The 16,625-nt window shown below is 62.2% G+C and carries 18 protein-coding genes; 15 read left to right on the top strand and 3 right to left on the bottom strand.

The window, feature by feature from the left end:
• The first annotated feature begins 66 nt into the window (after positions 1-66).
• From benA to CKW29_RS02350, 7 genes are all read left to right on the top strand, one after another.
• Positions 67-1,431, top strand: coding sequence for a benzoate 1,2-dioxygenase large subunit (gene benA, locus CKW29_RS02380; RefSeq protein ID WP_095147927.1), 1,365 nt, complete (start codon positions 67-69; stop codon positions 1,429-1,431).
• On the top strand, positions 1,428-1,916 hold the full coding sequence (gene benB, locus CKW29_RS02375; RefSeq protein WP_095147854.1) for a benzoate 1,2-dioxygenase small subunit: 489 nt from the start codon (positions 1,428-1,430) through the stop codon (positions 1,914-1,916). The genes benA and benB overlap by 4 nt, the downstream gene beginning before the upstream one ends.
• 10 nt (positions 1,917-1,926) lie before the next feature.
• Complete coding sequence (gene benC / locus CKW29_RS02370; protein ID WP_095147853.1) at positions 1,927-2,940, top strand: benzoate 1,2-dioxygenase electron transfer component BenC; 1,014 nt, start codon at positions 1,927-1,929, stop codon at positions 2,938-2,940.
• Between the two features lie 15 nt (positions 2,941-2,955).
• Positions 2,956-3,729, top strand: a complete 774-nt coding sequence (locus CKW29_RS02365; protein WP_095147852.1) for a 1,6-dihydroxycyclohexa-2,4-diene-1-carboxylate dehydrogenase — start codon at positions 2,956-2,958, stop codon at positions 3,727-3,729.
• A 292-nt stretch (positions 3,730-4,021) separates the two neighbouring features.
• Positions 4,022-4,780 (top strand): DNA polymerase III subunit epsilon, encoded by a 759-nt coding sequence (gene dnaQ / locus CKW29_RS02360; protein ID WP_095147851.1) that lies wholly within the window; start codon positions 4,022-4,024, stop codon positions 4,778-4,780.
• A 280-nt stretch (positions 4,781-5,060) separates the two neighbouring features.
• Positions 5,061-7,316, top strand: a complete 2,256-nt coding sequence (locus tag CKW29_RS02355) for an Orn/Lys/Arg decarboxylase N-terminal domain-containing protein (RefSeq protein WP_095147850.1) — start codon at positions 5,061-5,063, stop codon at positions 7,314-7,316.
• A gap of 14 nt (positions 7,317-7,330) precedes the next feature.
• A complete protein-coding gene (locus CKW29_RS02350) occupies positions 7,331-7,945 on the top strand; it encodes a GNAT family N-acetyltransferase (RefSeq protein ID WP_095144464.1) in 615 nt (204 codons plus the stop codon).
• On the opposite strand, the gene CKW29_RS02345 is transcribed toward CKW29_RS02350, so the two are convergent.
• Both CKW29_RS02345 and CKW29_RS02340 read right to left on the bottom strand, forming a co-directional pair.
• The gene (locus CKW29_RS02345; protein ID WP_095147849.1) at positions 7,911-8,804 is read right to left on the bottom strand and encodes a LysR substrate-binding domain-containing protein; all 894 of its coding nucleotides are present in this window, start codon (positions 8,802-8,804) and stop codon (positions 7,911-7,913) included. The genes CKW29_RS02350 and CKW29_RS02345 overlap by 35 nt on opposite strands.
• Positions 8,805-8,892: 88 nt before the next feature.
• The gene (locus CKW29_RS02340) at positions 8,893-9,129 is read right to left on the bottom strand and encodes a hypothetical protein (RefSeq protein ID WP_095077127.1); all 237 of its coding nucleotides are present in this window, start codon (positions 9,127-9,129) and stop codon (positions 8,893-8,895) included.
• A gap of 184 nt (positions 9,130-9,313) precedes the next feature.
• Between CKW29_RS02340 and CKW29_RS02335 the strand changes: the two genes are divergently transcribed.
• From CKW29_RS02335 to CKW29_RS02325, 3 genes are all read left to right on the top strand, one after another.
• Positions 9,314-9,871 (top strand): NADPH-dependent FMN reductase, encoded by a 558-nt coding sequence (locus CKW29_RS02335; protein WP_095077126.1) that lies wholly within the window; start codon positions 9,314-9,316, stop codon positions 9,869-9,871.
• Positions 9,872-9,996: 125 nt separating this feature from the next.
• Positions 9,997-10,344, top strand: coding sequence for a metalloregulator ArsR/SmtB family transcription factor (locus CKW29_RS02330; RefSeq protein WP_095144462.1), 348 nt, complete (start codon positions 9,997-9,999; stop codon positions 10,342-10,344).
• A 45-nt stretch (positions 10,345-10,389) separates the two neighbouring features.
• The gene (locus CKW29_RS02325; RefSeq protein WP_095147848.1) at positions 10,390-11,673 is read left to right on the top strand and encodes an arsenic transporter; all 1,284 of its coding nucleotides are present in this window, start codon (positions 10,390-10,392) and stop codon (positions 11,671-11,673) included.
• Positions 11,674-11,689: 16 nt separating this feature from the next.
• On the opposite strand, the gene CKW29_RS02320 is transcribed toward CKW29_RS02325, so the two are convergent.
• The gene (locus CKW29_RS02320; protein ID WP_095147847.1) at positions 11,690-12,640 is read right to left on the bottom strand and encodes a DUF1853 family protein; all 951 of its coding nucleotides are present in this window, start codon (positions 12,638-12,640) and stop codon (positions 11,690-11,692) included.
• 113 nt (positions 12,641-12,753) lie between these two features.
• On the opposite strand from CKW29_RS02320, the gene CKW29_RS02315 reads away from it, so the two are divergent.
• From CKW29_RS02315 to CKW29_RS02295, 5 genes are read left to right on the top strand one after another with little or no spacing between them, the layout of a single operon-like run.
• A complete protein-coding gene (locus CKW29_RS02315) occupies positions 12,754-13,644 on the top strand; it encodes an NAD(+) kinase (RefSeq protein WP_095144459.1) in 891 nt (296 codons plus the stop codon).
• Positions 13,644-14,615, top strand: a complete 972-nt coding sequence (locus CKW29_RS02310; RefSeq protein ID WP_095147846.1) for a metallophosphoesterase — start codon at positions 13,644-13,646, stop codon at positions 14,613-14,615. Before CKW29_RS02315 ends, CKW29_RS02310 begins: the two co-directional genes overlap by 1 nt.
• Entirely contained in the window at positions 14,612-15,481 is an 870-nt protein-coding gene (locus CKW29_RS02305; RefSeq protein ID WP_095147845.1) for a rhomboid family intramembrane serine protease, read from the top strand. Before CKW29_RS02310 ends, CKW29_RS02305 begins: the two co-directional genes overlap by 4 nt.
• Positions 15,482-15,514: 33 nt before the next feature.
• On the top strand, positions 15,515-15,775 hold the full coding sequence (locus CKW29_RS02300; RefSeq protein ID WP_095147844.1) for a YeaC family protein: 261 nt from the start codon (positions 15,515-15,517) through the stop codon (positions 15,773-15,775).
• Positions 15,772-16,602, top strand: coding sequence for a DUF2797 domain-containing protein (locus CKW29_RS02295; RefSeq protein ID WP_095144456.1), 831 nt, complete (start codon positions 15,772-15,774; stop codon positions 16,600-16,602). The genes CKW29_RS02300 and CKW29_RS02295 overlap by 4 nt, the downstream gene beginning before the upstream one ends.
• The last annotated feature ends 23 nt before the right edge of the window (positions 16,603-16,625 follow it).

Raw genomic sequence — 16,625 nt, 5'->3', positions numbered from 1 at the left:
ATATTGCCGCGCCGCCCCCCGCCCTAGCATGAGCCTGCCTGAATAAAAACAATGGAGGCGGCGGCCATGTCCCTGCGACCCGAATACCTTCACTCCCTGCTCGAAGACGACAAAGAACAGGGCCTCTTCCGCTGCAAGCGGGAGATGTTTACCGACCCGCGCTTGTTCGATCTCGAGATGCAGCACATCTTCGAAGGCAACTGGCTGTACCTCGCCCACGAGAGCCAGATTCCGAACAAAAACGATTTCTACACCACCACCATGGGCCGCCAGTCGATCTTCATTGCGCGCAACAAAGACGGCGAGCTCAATGCCTTCATCAACGCCTGCAGTCACCGCGGTGCGATGCTGTGCCGACACAAGACCGGCAACAAATCTTCCTATACCTGCCCATTCCACGGCTGGACGTTCAACAACTCCGGCAAACTGCTCAAGGTCAAGGACCCGGCTGCGGCGGGCTATCCGGCCAGCTTCAACTGCGAAGGCTCCCACGACCTGACCAAGGTGGCTCGCTTCGAGTCCTATCGCGGCTTCCTGTTCGGCAGCCTCAAGGCCGACGTGGTGCCGTTGGTCGAGCACTTGGGTGAGTCGGCGAAGATCATCGACATGATCGTCGACCAGTCTGCCGATGGTCTGGAAGTGTTGCGCGGCTCCAGCAGCTACATCTACGAAGGCAACTGGAAACTCACCGCTGAAAATGGCGCCGACGGCTACCATGTCAGTTCCGTGCACTGGAACTATGCCGCCACCCAGAACCAGCGCAAGCAGCGCGAATGCGGTGACGAGAACCCGACCATGAGCGCCGGCACCTGGGCCAAGCAGGGCGGTGGTTTCTACTCCTTCGACAAGGGCCACATGCTGCTCTGGACCCGTTGGTCCAACCCCGAGGACCGTCCGTTGTACGAGCGCCGCGACGAACTGGCCAAGGACTTCGGCCAGGCCCGCGCCGACTGGATGATCGAGAATTCGCGCAATCTGTGCCTGTACCCCAACGTGTACCTGATGGACCAGTTCAGCTCGCAGATCCGCATTGCCCGACCGATCTCGGTCAACCGCACCGAGATCACCATCTACTGCATCGCCCCCAAAGGTGAAAGCGACTCGGCGCGTTCGAGCCGGATTCGTCAGTACGAAGACTTCTTCAACGTCAGCGGCATGGCCACCCCGGACGACCTGGAAGAATTCCGATCCTGCCAGATGGGTTATCAGGGCAGTGCCAGCGCCTGGAACGATATGTCCCGTGGCGCCGAGCACTGGATCGAGGGCGCCGACGAGGCGGCCAGGGAAATCGACCTGCATCCGCTGCTCAGCGGCGTGCGCACCGAAGACGAGGGCCTGTTCGTGCTGCAACACAAGTACTGGCAGGAAACCATGCTCAAGGCCTTGAGCGAAGAGCAGTCGGCGCTGATCAAGGTGGAGGAACTGGCATGAACATGACCTACGACGCCGTGCGCGATTTTCTCTACCGCGAAGCGCGCTACCTCGACGACAAGGACTGGGACAACTGGCTGGAGCTGTATGCCGCCGACGCCAGCTTCTGGATGCCGTCCTGGGACGATAACGACGAATTGACCTGCGATCCGCAACGGGAAATCTCGCTGATCTGGTACGGCAACCGCATGGGGCTTGAAGACCGGATCTTCCGGATCAAGACCGAGCGTTCCAGTGCCAGCGTGCCGGACACCCGCACCTCTCACAACATCAGCAACATCGAGCTGCTCGAACAGGTCGACGGCCTGTGCAAGGTGCGCTTCAACTGGCACACCCTGAGCTTTCGCTACAAGACCGTCGACAGCTACTTCGGCAGCAGCTTCTACACCCTCGACGTGCGCGGCGACAGCCCGCTGATCAAGGCCAAGAAAGTGATCCTGAAGAACGACTACGTTCGCCAGGTCATCGATGTCTACCATTTGTGAGGCGCTCGCCATGGCTCATTCCATTGCACTGAATTTTGAAGACGGCGTCACTCGGTTCGTTGACGCCAATCCCGGTGAGACCGTGGCCGATGCGGCGTACCGCCAGGGCATCAACATCCCCCTGGATTGCCGCGACGGCGCGTGCGGCACCTGCAAATGCTTTGCCGAAGCCGGCCGTTACGAGCTGGGCGAGGAGTACATCGAGGACGCCCTGAGCAGCGAAGAGGCCGACGCCGGCTTTGTGCTGACCTGCCAGATGCGCGCCCTCAGCGATTGCGTGGTACGGGTGCCGGTGTCTTCGGACGTGTGCCGGACCCAGCAGGCCAGCTACAGCGCGGCGATCAGCCAGGTGCGCCAGTTGTCGGACAGCACCATCGCGCTGTCGATCAAGGGCGAGGCCTTGAGCAAGCTGGCCTTTCTGCCGGGCCAGTACGTCAACCTGGGCATTCCTGGCAGCGAGCAGACACGCGCCTACTCGTTCAGCTCGTTGCAGCGTGACGGCGAGGTCAGCTTCCTGATCCGCAACGTCCCCGGCGGCCTGATGAGCAGTTTCCTCACCGGTATCGCCAAGGCGGGCGACAGCATGAGCCTGGCCGGACCCCTGGGCAGCTTCTACCTGCGGGACATTCAGCGCCCCTTGCTGCTGCTGGCTGGCGGCACCGGGCTGGCGCCGTTCACCGCGATGCTGGAGAAAATCGCCGATCAGGGCAGCGCGCATCCTTTGCACCTGATCTATGGCGTGACCAACGACTTCGACCTGGTGGAACTGGACCGTCTGCAAGGCTTTGCGGCGCGGATCCCCAACTTCAGCTTCAGTGCTTGCGTGGCCAACCCGCAGAGCGTCCACCCGCTCAAGGGCTACGTGACCCAGCACATCGAGCCCCGCCATTTGAACGACGGTGACGTCGACGTCTACCTCTGCGGCCCGCCGCCGATGGTCGAGGCGGTCAGCCAGTACATCCGTGAGCAGGGTATTGCCCCGAAAAACTTCTACTACGAAAAATTCGCCGCCAGCGCGGCGTAGGCACAGGAGATCGGCATGAACAGGTTTCACGAAAAAGTCGCGCTGATCACCGGTGCTGCCCAAGGCATCGGGCGCCGGGTTGCCGAACGCATGGCGGCCGAGGGCGCGCGACTGGTGCTGGTCGACCGTTCCGAACTGGTGTTCGAGCTGCAGGAACAACTAGGCCAGCACCATGAAGTGCTGACCCTCACCGCCGACCTCGAGCAGTTCGCCGAGTGCAACCGGGTGATGCAGGCAGCCATCGAGCGTTTCGGCCGACTGGACATCCTGGTCAACAACGTCGGCGGGACCATTTGGGCCAAGCCGTTCGAACACTATGAAGCGCAGCAGATCGAAGCCGAAGTCCGCCGCTCGCTGTTCCCCACGCTGTGGTGCTGCCATGCCGCGCTGCCGTACATGCTGGAGCAGGGCAGCGGCGCCATCGTCAATGTCTCCTCGATTGCCACCCGCAGCATCAACCGCGTGCCGTATGGCGCGGCCAAGGGCGGGGTCAATGCGCTGACGGCGTGCCTGGCGTTCGAAACCGCCGAGCGCGGGGTGCGGGTCAACGCCACGGCGCCTGGCGGCACTGAAGCCCCCCCCCGGCGGATTCCGCGCAACAGCGCCGAGCAGAGTCCGCAGGAGAAGGTCTGGTACCAGCAGATTGTCGACCAGACCGTCGACAGCACGCTGATGAAGCGCTACGGCACCATCGATGAACAAGTCGGGGCGATCCTGTTCCTGGCCTCCGACGACGCAGCCTACATCACCGGGCTGGTGATGCCGGTCGGCGGCGGCGACCAGGGCTGAGTCACGCCGCCCGTGCCGATACCCGACGGGACAACCACCGGCTATCGGCGTGCGGCTCAATTAAACGAACGCGACCTCTGTAGGAGCGAGCGCGCTCGCGATGAACTCAAGATCTACGCGCTTATTCAGAAAATACGCGTAATCGTTAACGTCCATCGCGAGCGTGCTCGCTCCTACCTAATGCGCTTTCATCTCCTGGACAGACCGGCATTACGGCTATCGGCGTGCCTTTCAAGCTCTGTGTTAAGATCGCGCCCCTATGCAAAACGGCACGAAGAGGGGTTGAACGAAGATGGCTCAGAGGATGGTGGTGCTCGACACCGAAACCACCGGCATGCCGGTGACCGACGGCCACCGGATCATCGAGATCGGTTGCGTCGAGTTGATCGGTCGACGCCTGACGGGCCGGCATTTCCACGTTTACTTGCAGCCCGACCGGGAAAGTGACGAGGGCGCGATTGGCGTCCACGGCATCACCAACGAGTTCCTGGTGGGCAAGCCGCGTTTCGCTGAAGTGGCCGATGAATTCTTCGAGTTCATCAAGGGCGCGCAGCTGATCATCCATAACGCGGCGTTCGACGTTGGCTTCATCAACAACGAATTCGCGCTGATGGGCCAGCAGGACCGGGCGGACATCACCCAGCACTGCTCGATCCTCGACACCCTGATGATGGCCCGTGAGCGTCACCCGGGGCAGCGCAACAGCCTCGACGCCTTGTGCAAACGCTATGGCGTCGACAACTCCGGTCGTGAACTGCACGGCGCCTTGCTCGACTCCGAGATCCTCGCCGACGTTTACCTGACCATGACCGGCGGCCAGACCAGCCTGTCCCTGGCCGGTAACGCGTCTGACGGCAATGGTTCCGGTGAGGGTTCGGGCAGCCAGGCCAGTGAAATCCGTCGCCTGCCGGCCGATCGCACGCCGGCGCGGATCATTCGCGCCAGCGAAGCGGAACTGGCCGCGCACGAGGCACGGCTGGCAATCATCGCCAAGTCCGCCGGTGCACCCGCACTATGGACCCAGTTGGCCGAGGCCAAGGCGCAAGGCTAACCAGCAGATGGTGAATCGAGCGGGTTGTTGTGGTGAGGGAGCTTGCTCCCGCCGGCCGGTCCGCGCTCGGGCGAAGCGGTCGTAATCCGGCAATTGCGTTCCGTCCGAGCCCCCGCGGTAGCTGATTTCAGGGGCGCTTCGCACCCCCGCGGGAGCAAGCGCCCTCGCCACAGTGGGGTGGTTGCCCTGTTTCGGAGCATTCACTCGCCACATCAGCCTCCACCCTCTACCCTGAGTGTATTGGCAGCCCAGGTCTGCCGTCTCAGGACGCTGAGCCCCCATGTATAAAGACTTGAAGTTTCCCATCCTGATTGTCCACCGCGACATCAAGGCCGATACGGTTGCCGGTGACCGCGTGCGCGGCATCGCCAGGGAGCTGGAACAGGAAGGTTTCAGTATCTTCTCGGCCGTCGATTACGCCGAAGGGCGCCTGGTTGCCTCCACCCACCATGGCCTGGCGTGCATGCTGATCGCCGCCGAAGGGGCCGGGGAAAATACCCACCTGCTGCAGAACATGGTCGAGCTGATTCGCCTGGCCCGCCTGCGCGCGCCCCATCTGCCGATCTTTGCCCTGGGCGAGCAGGTCACGCTGGAAAACGCCCCGGCCGATGCCATGAGCGAACTGAACCAGTTGCGCGGCATTCTCTACCTGTTCGAAGACACCGTGCCGTTTCTCGCGCGCCAGGTGGCGCGGGCGGCGCGCAACTACCTCGATGGCCTGTTGCCGCCATTTTTCAAGGCGCTGGTGCAACACACCGCCGACTCCAACTATTCCTGGCACACTCCAGGGCACGGTGGCGGCGTGGCCTATCACAAGAGCCCGGTGGGGCAGGCGTTTCACCAGTTCTTTGGCGAGAACACCTTGCGCTCGGACTTGTCGGTGTCGGTGCCCGAGCTCGGTTCACTGCTGGACCACACCGGGCCGCTGGCGGAAGCGGAAGCCCGTGCGGCGCGCAATTTCGGCGCCGACCATACATTTTTCGTGATCAATGGCACCTCGACCGCCAACAAGATCGTCTGGCAGGCGATGGTGGCCCGGGACGACCTGGTGTTGGTGGACCGCAACTGCCACAAGTCCGTGCTGCATTCGATCATCATGACCGGGGCGATTCCCCTGTACCTGTGCCCGGAACGCAATGAACTGGGGATCATCGGGCCGATCCCCTTGAGTGAGTTCAGTCCCGAGTCGATCCAGGCCAAGATCGATGCCAGCCCGCTGACCCAGGGTCGTCCCGCCAAAGTGAAACTGGCGGTGGTCACCAACTCGACTTACGACGGCCTCTGCTACAACGCCGAACTGATCAAGCAAACCCTGGGCAACAGTGTCGAGGTCCTGCACTTCGACGAAGCCTGGTACGCCTATGCGGCCTTTCACGAGTTCTTCGCCGGGCGTTATGGCATGGGCACCTCGCGCTCGGCCGACAGCCCGCTGGTGTTCACCACCCATTCCACCCACAAGCTGCTGGCGGCCTTCAGCCAGGCGTCGATGATTCATGTGCAGGACGGTGGGGCGCGGCAACTGGACCGCGACCGCTTCAATGAAGCCTTCATGATGCACATCTCGACCTCGCCGCAGTACAGCATCATCGCCTCGCTGGACGTGGCGTCGGCGATGATGGAAGGCCCGGCGGGGCGTTCGCTGCTGCAGGAAATGTTCGACGAAGCCCTGAGTTTTCGCCGTGCCCTGGCCAATCTGCGGCAGCACATCGCCGCCGACGACTGGTGGTTCTCGATCTGGCAGCCACCGCTGGTGGAAGGCATTGACCAGGTGAGCACCGCCGACTGGCTGTTGGGGCCTGAAGCCGACTGGCACGGATTTGGCGACATCGCCGAAGATTACGTGCTGCTGGACCCGATCAAGGTGACCCTGGTCATGCCGGGCCTGACCGCGGGAGGGGCACTGAGCGAGCGCGGGATACCGGCAGCGGTGGTCAGCAAGTTCCTCTGGGAGCGCGGGCTGGTGGTGGAGAAGACCGGCCTGTATTCGTTCCTGGTGCTGTTTTCCATGGGCATCACCAAGGGCAAATGGAGTACCTTGCTCACCGAACTGCTGGAGTTCAAGCGCAGTTACGACGCCAACATCAGCCTGGTCACCTGTCTGCCCTGTGTGGCGCAACGCGACCTGGCCCGGTATCAGGGCATGGGCCTGCGGGATTTGTGCGACCAACTGCACGCCTGCTATCGCAGCAATGCCACGGCCAAACACCTCAAGCGCATGTACACCGTGCTGCCCGAGATCGCCCTGAAACCGGCCGACGCCTATGATCAACTGGTGCGTGGCGAGGTCGAGGCGGTGTCCATCGATCACTTGCAGGGCCGGATCGCGGCGGTGATGCTGGTGCCATACCCGCCGGGCATCCCGTTGATCATGCCCGGGGAGCGGTTCACCGAAGCGACCCGCTCGATCATCGATTACCTGGCATTTGCCCGCACGTTCGATAGCAGTTTCCCGGGGTTTGTTGCCGATGTGCACGGCCTGCAACATGAAGGCGAGGGCAATGGACGGCAGTACACCGTCGATTGCATCAAGATTTGAGGACGTTTCCCAGTATGCAGCCGGTGATCAATCCCAAGTACCCGGGCCTGGCCGTGCGTGTCGCCGACGAAGGTTTTGCCGAGTATGTCTGGTGCAGTGACTTCAGCTTTGAAGTCAAGGCCTATGCCGCCGCGCGGATCGACACGCCGGTGAGCGAGTGGCCGTTGCAGCCCATTACGCCTTATCGCAAATGCTACGGCATCGACCCCGAGGAGTTCGCCAGTTACCGCGATGGGGTGGACAGCGCGATTTTCATGGCCTTCCTGGATGATTTTCCGGTGGGGCACATCGTGGTCAGTACCAACTGGAACGGTTTTGCCCACATCGACGAGCTGGCGGTGCATGCTCCGGCGCGTCGCCATGGGGTCGCCAAGGCACTGCTGGACGTTGCGCAGTTCTGGAGCCGCAAGAAGAAGCTGCCGGGCATCATGCTGGAAACCCAGAACAACAACCTGGGCGCCTGTCGACTCTATGAGCGTTGCGGCTATGTGATCGGCGGTATCGACCACCTGCGTTATCGCGGGATCGACCCGCAAACGGCCGAAGTGGCCTTGTTCTGGTACCGGGTCTTTGACAACCCGCTGGAACACCCGGTCAAGTCGCCAACATCGCCTGTGCTTGTGCCTTGAGGATGTCGAGCAAGACTTCGACCGTCGGTGTTGGCGCGACGTTGTTCAGGGTCAGGGCGTAGAGATTGATCGGCACGGCCGGTGACACTGGGCAGACGTCCAGGCCGCCAGCCCTGGCGCCGATGGCGGTAAAGGGGTCGACAACGGCCAGGCCTTCGCCGGCCTCGACCATGCTGCGCATCATCTGGTGAGTCTGCACCCGGGTATGGACGACCGGGGCCGGACGCAATGCCTGCAACTTGCTCTCGAACAGCACGCTGAGCGGGTCGTGGCCTTCCAGCCCGACCATCGACTGGCCGGCCAGGTCTTGCACACCGATGTATTTCTGCCGGGGTTGCAGCCAGCCGTGGGGCGCCAGGAGTTGCAGCTTGCCCTGGGCAATGACCTGGCACTGAATGTCCTCGTGCTCCGGATCATGCAGGCTCAGCCCCAGATCGCTCTCACGCAGCAGCAGGCTTTTGACGATCTCGCGAGTGGGCAGGCATAGCAGCGAGCAGGGCACATCCGGGAAGCGCCGCCGCAAGCTTGCAATGCCTTGGGGTAGCAACTGCTGGGCCAGGGGCGGCGTGCCAATGACCCGCAGGGGAGGGGCCTGATACTGCTTGAGGCTGTCAGCCAGGCGTTGCACCGGTTCCAGTGCTTCATAGACGTGGGCGATCTGAACCTGCAACTCACGGGCTTCGCGGGTCGCCTGCAAACGTCCGCGCACGCTGGCAAACAGCATGAAACCCAGTTGCCCTTCGGTCTCGCGCAACAGGGCTTCGACCTCGGCCACCGGCAGTTGCAGCATCTCGGCGGCGGTGCCCAGGTGGCCGGTTTGCAGGAGCGCCTGGATCACTTCGATATGACGTAAACGCATGCGTGAAGTCCATGTTCAGCAGGTGAAGGATTCATTGGCTGAATCCTAACCCAAGTCCGTGCCTGTGACTTCAGCGGATAAAGGCGGGTTATGACGCAACGCGGGGCTCAGGTTCACGGATGAGGGTGACATTGGACTGCACCAGCAGGAATTCATTGTCATCGAGCTTGTTGACCCGGTCGCCAATGGCCAGCTTGTAAGTGGTCACGGGCGCAGCGCCTTCGATGCCCTCTGCCGACGGGGTGGATTCCTGGAACTCATGCACGGAATAGACACGGCCTTGCGCGTCTCTTGCATGGAATTGTCCGACGAGTACTGCTGCCATCTGCTTAGAACCTCTGGAGATAAGTCACTCAATTTGCGGCTCTATAGACCGTCGATAAGCGGTGTAAGTTTTCCCGTGGGAAAAAAATAATGTTTTGCCCTGATTCCATGATCTGGAGTCGTTGCAGGGCGGCTGGATCATCTATAACTACAGGCTCCTTTAGCCAGATAGTCGGGAGTCTCCCATGAGCAAGGTCTATACGGTTGCTGTCCTGGTGGGCAGCTTGAGAAAACAGTCGATCAACCGCAAGGTTGCCCAGGCGCTGATCGAACTGGCGCCGGCAAACCTTCACATGAAGATCGTCGAGATTGGCGATCTGCCGCTCTACAACGAAGACATCGACGTTACACCGCCGGCAGCCTACAGTACTTTCCGCGATCAAGTCAGTGCTTGCGATGCGGTATTGTTTGTCACCCCTGAGTACAACCGCTCGGTGCCGGCACCGCTGAAGAATGCCATTGACGTCGGCTCCAGGCCTTACGGCAAGAGCGCCTGGGGCGGCAAGCCGGGTGCGGTGATCAGTGCGTCGCCCGGCGCCATCGGCGGTTTCGGTGCCAATCACCATCTGCGACAGTCCATGGTGTTTCTCAACGTGCCGTGCATGCAGCAGCCGGAGGCCTACCTGAGCAATGCCGGTTCGGCCTTCGACGAGTCGGGCAAGCTGTCGGAGAAACTGCAGCCGTTCTTGCAGAGTTTCATCAATGCCTACGGCGAGTGGGTCGAGCAACATAAAAAGGCCTGACTTTGGTCGTGCCAGTGCGTGCTGTCGGCAGGCACTGGCCAATCGGCGGTCACTGCAACGGACGCTTTACCTTATATTCGAAACTCCATATATTTGCGCCTCCTATGTCCAGGCGTTGATAGTCCATGTCCGAAACCGCCAATCCCGTCGACGTGTTCAAGGCCCTGGCCGATGACACCCGCGCGCGTATCGCCTTGCTGATCTGCGCCGAAGGTGAACTGTGCGTCTGTGAGCTGACGGCGGCACTGGACCTGAGCCAGCCGAAAATTTCCCGTCACCTGGCGCAATTGCGCAGCAGCGGTTTGCTTGCCGACCGTCGTCAGGGGCAGTGGGTGTACTACCGCGTGCACCCGCAACTGGCGCCCTGGGTCACCACACTCCTGCAAGGTGCCCTGGCAGCCCACGGGCATTGGCTCGCCGCCGACATCGCGCGCCTGCAGGCGATGGCAGGCCGTCCGGTGCGCTGCTGCTGATCCCCCCTCATTATTCCTGTCTCCTCGTGTTGAAGGCTGTTGCGCATGCTGATCGCATCATTGATTTTCCTGCTGACCATTACCCTGGTGATCTGGCAACCCAAAGGCCTGGGTGTCGGCTGGAGCGCCGTATTCGGCGCCGTGCTGGCGCTGCTCAGTGGGGTGGTCCACGTCAGTGATATTCCGCTGGTGTGGGAAATCATCTGGAACGCCACCGGCACTTTTGTCGCGCTGATCATCATCAGCCTGCTGCTCGATGAAGCCGGGCTCTTTGCCTGGGCGGCCCTGCATGTGGCGCGCTGGGGGCGTGGCAGCGGGCGCAAGCTGTTTGCTTACATGGTGTTGCTCGGGGCGCTGGTCTCGGCGCTGTTCGCCAATGATGGCGCGGCGTTGATCCTCACGCCGATCGTGATGTCGATGCTGCTGGCCCTGCGGTTTTCCCCGGTGGCCACCCTGGCGTTTGTCATGGGCGCCGGCTTCATTGCCGATACCGCGAGCCTGCCGCTGGTGGTGTCGAACCTGGTGAACATTGTCTCCGCGGACTTCTTTCACATCGGTTTCAACCGTTATTCGGCGGTGATGGTGCCGGTCAACCTGGTGGCGGTCGCGGCGACCCTGGCGGTATTGCTGTGGTTCTTCCGTCGCGACATTCCGGCCCGTTACGACCCGCACCAGCTGGATGAGCCGAAAACGGCGATCCATGACAAGGCCACGTTCTTTGCCGGTTGGGGGGTGTTGGCGATTCTGTTGCTGGGGTGCTTTGCCCTGGAGCCGCTGGGGATTCCCATCAGCGCGATCTCGGCGCTGTGTGCCGCGTTGCTGCTGATGATCGCCGGCCGTGGGCACCGGATTTCCACGCGCAAGGTGATGAAGGGGGCGCCGTGGCACATCGTGATCTTCTCCCTGGGCATGTACCTGGTGGTCTATGGACTGCGTAACGCCGGGCTGACCGCGCAACTGGCCGGCTGGCTCGATGTGTTCGCCCAATACGGCGTCTGGGGCGCGGCCATGGGCACCGGGCTGCTGACTGCGTTGTTGTCATCGATCATGAACAACCTGCCCACGGTGCTGATCGGTGCGTTGTCGATCGATGCCAGCCAGGCCACCGGGGTGGTGAAGGAGGCGATGATCTACGCCAACGTGATTGGCAGCGACCTGGGGCCGAAGATCACCCCGATCGGCAGCCTGGCGACCTTGCTCTGGCTGCATGTGCTGCAGCGCAAGGGCATCCGGATTGGCTGGGGTTATTACTTCAAGGTCGGGATCGTGCTGACGTTGCCGGTGTTGCTGGTGACCCTGGCAGCACTGGCCCTGCGGTTGTCGCTGTAGACCGCCAATCCGGGCATCAAGCCTGCCCTGGTACGTTCGGCCACAAATCGGACACCACAAACAAGCGCTCGGCTTCCTCCCAGTCGCCACGGCTGTTTTCGGTCAAGCGCACCATCAACTGCGCCGGGGCCAGTGGTTCCAGGGCGCTGAGCCACGCCTGCAGCTGTTCATCGCTCCAGGTCTGGTCGGCCGGGTAGTGCGCCGGTGCCAGCCAGGCATGGCGGGGCAGGTGCTGCCAACGGCCGTGGGGACGCTGGGCGACAAACGCCAGCCAGTCCTTCTGGTGCAGCCAGCTGCCGCGCAGGTGTTGCGGATGGGCGCCACGCGGTGGTTCGCACAGTCCCGGCCACGGATACAACAGATAGCCCCCCAGCCACAGCTGTGCGCTGACGTGATGGATGTCCAGCGCGGCCAGGGCTTCGCGGCTTTCGGGGCGGGCGGAGATGGGGAGCTGATGCTGGCTCAGGTGTTCCAGTTTGCGATCCAGTCGGTCATGGCAACCGGGCCCCAGCCAGAGCGCGGGGTCATGGCCGTTGCCTCCCTGGGGGCCGAGGTAGAGCTTGATCGCCAGCTCCAGGTGATGCACGCCGTCGCCGTCACGCAGCAGCATGTCCAGCTCGCCCAATGTGTGCCCTTCGCGACGGATCGGCAGGTTGGCCGCCAGCAGTTCGATCCCGGGGGCATGCCCCACGGCAAACTGCCACAGGCGTTCGTAATACAGCCCCAGTCGCCGGGTGCGGGCCTGGGCCAGCCAATACTGCAGTGCGTGGCTGTCCTGGTCGAGCTGATGCAGCCAATGCTCCAGCTGTTGCGGGGCGCGTACCCAGTCGCTGCCGGCCAGCGGATGACGTTGCGGCCATGGCGTCGCACTGAGCATGGGCGGTGCGAGGATGACCCACGCCAGATCGCGCACTTGCGGGTGGTGCAATTGGTGGGGCAACTGGAGCAAATCGGGAAATAGGATCATCTTGCGAGCATAGACTCAAATAGGGGAGTCCCCGTGGCTGAAAGGATTTTGTCTACGGCCCGGTTTCGCCCATAATCGTGCTTTTGGCCGTCGCAGACCCTCGCAGGAGCCCCATGGAGCAATTTCGCAATATCGGCATCATCGGTCGCCTGGGCAGTTCGCAGGTGCTGGATACCGTTCGCCGACTGAAAAGATTCCTGCTTGACCGGCACTTGCACGTGATTCTCGAAGACACCATTGGCGAAGTCCTGCCTGGCCACGGCCTGCAAACCTCGTCGCGCAAGATGCTCGGCGAAGTCTGCGACATGGTCATCGTCGTGGGCGGCGATGGCAGCCTGTTGGGGGCCGCCCGCGCATTGGCCCGGCACAATATTCCGGTGCTGGGGATCAACCGCGGCAACCTGGGCTTTCTCACCGACATCCGTCCCGACGAGCTGGAAACCAAGGTCGCCGAAGTGCTCGACGGCCATTACCTGGTGGAAAACCGCTTCCTGTTGCAGGCCGAGGTTCGCCGTCACGCCGAGGCCATCGGCCAGGGCGATGCGTTGAATGACGTGGTGCTGCACCCCGGCAAATCCACCCGGATGATCGAGTTCGAACTGTACATCGATGGCCAGTTCGTCTGCAGCCAGAAGGCCGACGGCCTGATCGTCGCCACACCCACCGGCTCGACGGCCTACGCGTTGTCGGCAGGCGGGCCGATCATGCATCCCAAGCTCGATGCCATTGTTATTGTGCCGATGTACCCCCATACCTTGTCCGGAAGGCCGATTGTGGTCGATGGCAACAGCGAGCTGAAAATCGTCGTGTCCAAGGATATGCAGATTTACCCGCAAGTTTCGTGTGACGGGCAGAACCACTTCACCTGCGCCCCCGGTGACACCATCACCGTGAGCAAGAAGGCGCAGAAGCTGCGTCTGATTCACCCTCTGGATCACAACTACTACGAGGTCTGCCGGACCAAGCTTGGCTGGGGCAGCCGTCTGGGTGGTGGAGGCGACTGATGCTCGATCCCGCGCGTAGCTACGACCTGATCGGTGACGTGCACGGTTGCGCTCATACCCTTGAGCATCTGCTGGACCGACTCGGGTACCACAAGCAGGGGGGCGTCTGGCGCCACCCGTCACGCATGGCGGTGTTCCTCGGTGACATCATCGACCGTGGCCCGCGCATCCGCGAAGCGTTGCACATCGTTCACGACATGGTCGAGGCCGGCCAGGCGCTGTGCATCATGGGCAACCACGAGTTCAACGCGCTGGGTTGGAGCACCCCGGCACCGGCCGGCTGCGGCAAGCAGTACGTGCGTGAGCACACTCCGCGGCATGCCCGGCTGATCGACGAAACCCTGAGCCAGTTCGCCCATCATCCGGGGGACTGGCACGATTTCCTGCAATGGTTCTACAAGATGCCGCTGTTTGTCGACGCCGGCCGTTTCCGGGTGGTTCACGCCTGCTGGGATGGTGCCTTGATCGACCTGCTGCGCAAGCAGCATCCCGATGGCTGCGTCGACGAGCACTTCGTCCAGGCCGCTGCGATTTCCGGCAGCTTCGCCTGCATGGCCTTCGACCGTTTGCTGCGGGGCACCGACATGCGCCTGCCCCACGGCCTGACCATGACCAGCGGCGACGGCCTGATACGCTCGTTCTTCCGCACCAAATTCTGGGAAGACAACCCGCAGACCTACGGCGATATCGTGTTCCAGCCCGATGCCTTGCCCGAGCCGGTGGCGCAGACGCCATTGTCAGCGGTGGAAAAGGACACCTTGCTGCGCTACGGCATCGACGAGCCGCTGTTGTTTGTCGGGCACTACTGGCGCAGCGGCAAGCCGGCGCCGATTCGTCAGAACCTGGCCTGCCTGGACTACAGCGCAGTGCTCTACGGCAAACTGGTTGCCTATCGACTGGATCAGGAAACACGTCTCGACCCGGGCAAGTTCGTCTGGGTCGATGTCGAACGGCCGGAGGCCATGCAATGACTGCTGTTGCTGTTTTACGTCTGCCGTTGGCGGTGGACCTGAGTGGTTTTGTGAAGTTGCTGCAACGCATGCAGGTCCCTCACCGCGTCAGTGAAGAGGCGGGGGAGCAGGTGCTCTGGGTATCGGACGCCATCAGCGAGGATGTACGTTCCTTGTACGAACGTTTTCCGGCGGGCGACCCCGATCAGCAACTGGACATTCCGGCGCAGGCGAAGGTCCGGCGCCCGGGGTTCGTCGAGCAACTGCGCTACAGCCCGATGACCGCGCTGGTCCTGCTGTTGAGTGCGCTGGTGGGCGTCGTGACGCTGCTGGGCGACAACCTCGATACCCTGCACTGGTTCACCTTCCTCGAGTTCCGCGTGGCGGGCGAGTACATCCACTTCACGCCGCTGGCTGACAGCCTGGCGGCGGGGCAGTGGTGGCGTCTGTTCACGCCCATGTTGATTCACTTCGGCTTCCTGCACTTGGCCATGAACGGCATGTGGTACTGGGAGCTGGGGCGGCGCATCGAGTCGCGCCAGGGCGGTATCAACCTGCTGGGGCTGACGCTGCTGTTCAGTCTGGTGTCGAACTACGGCCAGTATCTTTACGGCGGCCCAAGCCTGTTCGGCGGGCTGTCCGGGGTGCTCTACGGCTTGCTTGGGCATTGCTGGATCTACCAGTTGCTGTCGCCGAACCCGGCGTATCGCCTGCCTCGCGGGGTGTTGGTGATGATGCTGGTGTGGCTGGCCCTGTGTATGTCGGGGCTGATCTCGATGATCGGTTTCGGCGAAATTGCCAATGCGGCGCACGTCGGCGGGTTACTCGTCGGATGCCTCACCGGTTTGTTGGGTGGCTTGTACAGTCGCCGTAAACTCGCCCTCTAAATTGTTATGTGAATAAAGAGCACGGAGACCCTGATGTCCTCTTTTAACGAAATGATCAGCAACATCACCCCCGAGATCTACCAGAGCCTCAAGCTGGCGGTGGAGATCGGCAAGTGGTCCGACGGTGGCAAACTGACCGCCGAACAGCGTGAACTGTCGCTGCAGGCGATGATTGCCTGGGAAATGCAGAACCTGCCCGAAGACCAGCGCACCGGCTACATGGGCCCGCAGGAATGCAGCTCCAAGTCCATCGAAGTGCCGAATATCCTGTTCAAGTCGGATGCCATCCATTGATCGAGATTGGCCGCGGTGCAATCAGCAAGATGTCGGTGCGCCTTGACGCCTCGACGGTGCAATACGCTTTTCGCCTGGGCGATACCGAGGTGCCGGTCAATCCGATGATTGGCAGCACGGTTCGCCTGGAGTACCTGGGGGCAATCCATTGCATCCATTGTGGGCGTAAAACCAAGACCAGTTTCAGCCAGGGCTACTGCTACCCCTGCATGACCAAGCTGGCCCAGTGCGATGTCTGCATCATGAGCCCGGAGCGCTGCCACTACGACGCCGGCACCTGCCGCGAGCCCTCCTGGGGCGAGCAGTTCTGCATGACCGACCACGTGGTGTACCTGGCCAACTCGTCGGGGGTCAAGGTCGGGATCACGCGCGCCACCCAGTTGCCGACCCGCTGGCTCGACCAGGGTGCGAGCCAGGCGTTGCCGATCATGCGGGTGTCGACCCGCCAGCAGTCGGGCCTGGTCGAAGACCTGCTGCGCACTCAGGTGGCCGACAAGACCAACTGGCGTGCCTTGCTCAAGGGCGATGCGGCAGCTGTTGACCTCAAGCAGGTACGTGACCAGCTGTTCGCCAGCTGTGCCGAGGGCCTGCTGGGCCTGCAGGAGCGCTTCGGCCTGCAAGCGATTCAACCGGTGAGCGATATCGAGCCGCTTGAAATCCGTTACCCGGTCGAGCAGTACCCGGCCAAGATCGTCAGCTTCAATCTGGACAAGAACCCGATTGCCGAAGGCACGCTGATGGGGATCAAGGGCCAGTACCTGATCTTCGACACCGGCGTTATCAATATTCGTAAATACACGGCTTATCAGCTCGCCGTCCATCACTAGGCGTGCCCCAGTAAAAGGATTCC

Source organism: Pseudomonas sp. Irchel s3a18 (genome assembly GCF_900187535.1).
Taxonomy (GTDB): Bacteria; Pseudomonadota; Gammaproteobacteria; order Pseudomonadales; family Pseudomonadaceae; genus Aquipseudomonas.
The sequence above is the reverse complement of the archived record's forward strand: the minus strand, read 5'-3'. Positions and strand labels throughout refer to the sequence as shown.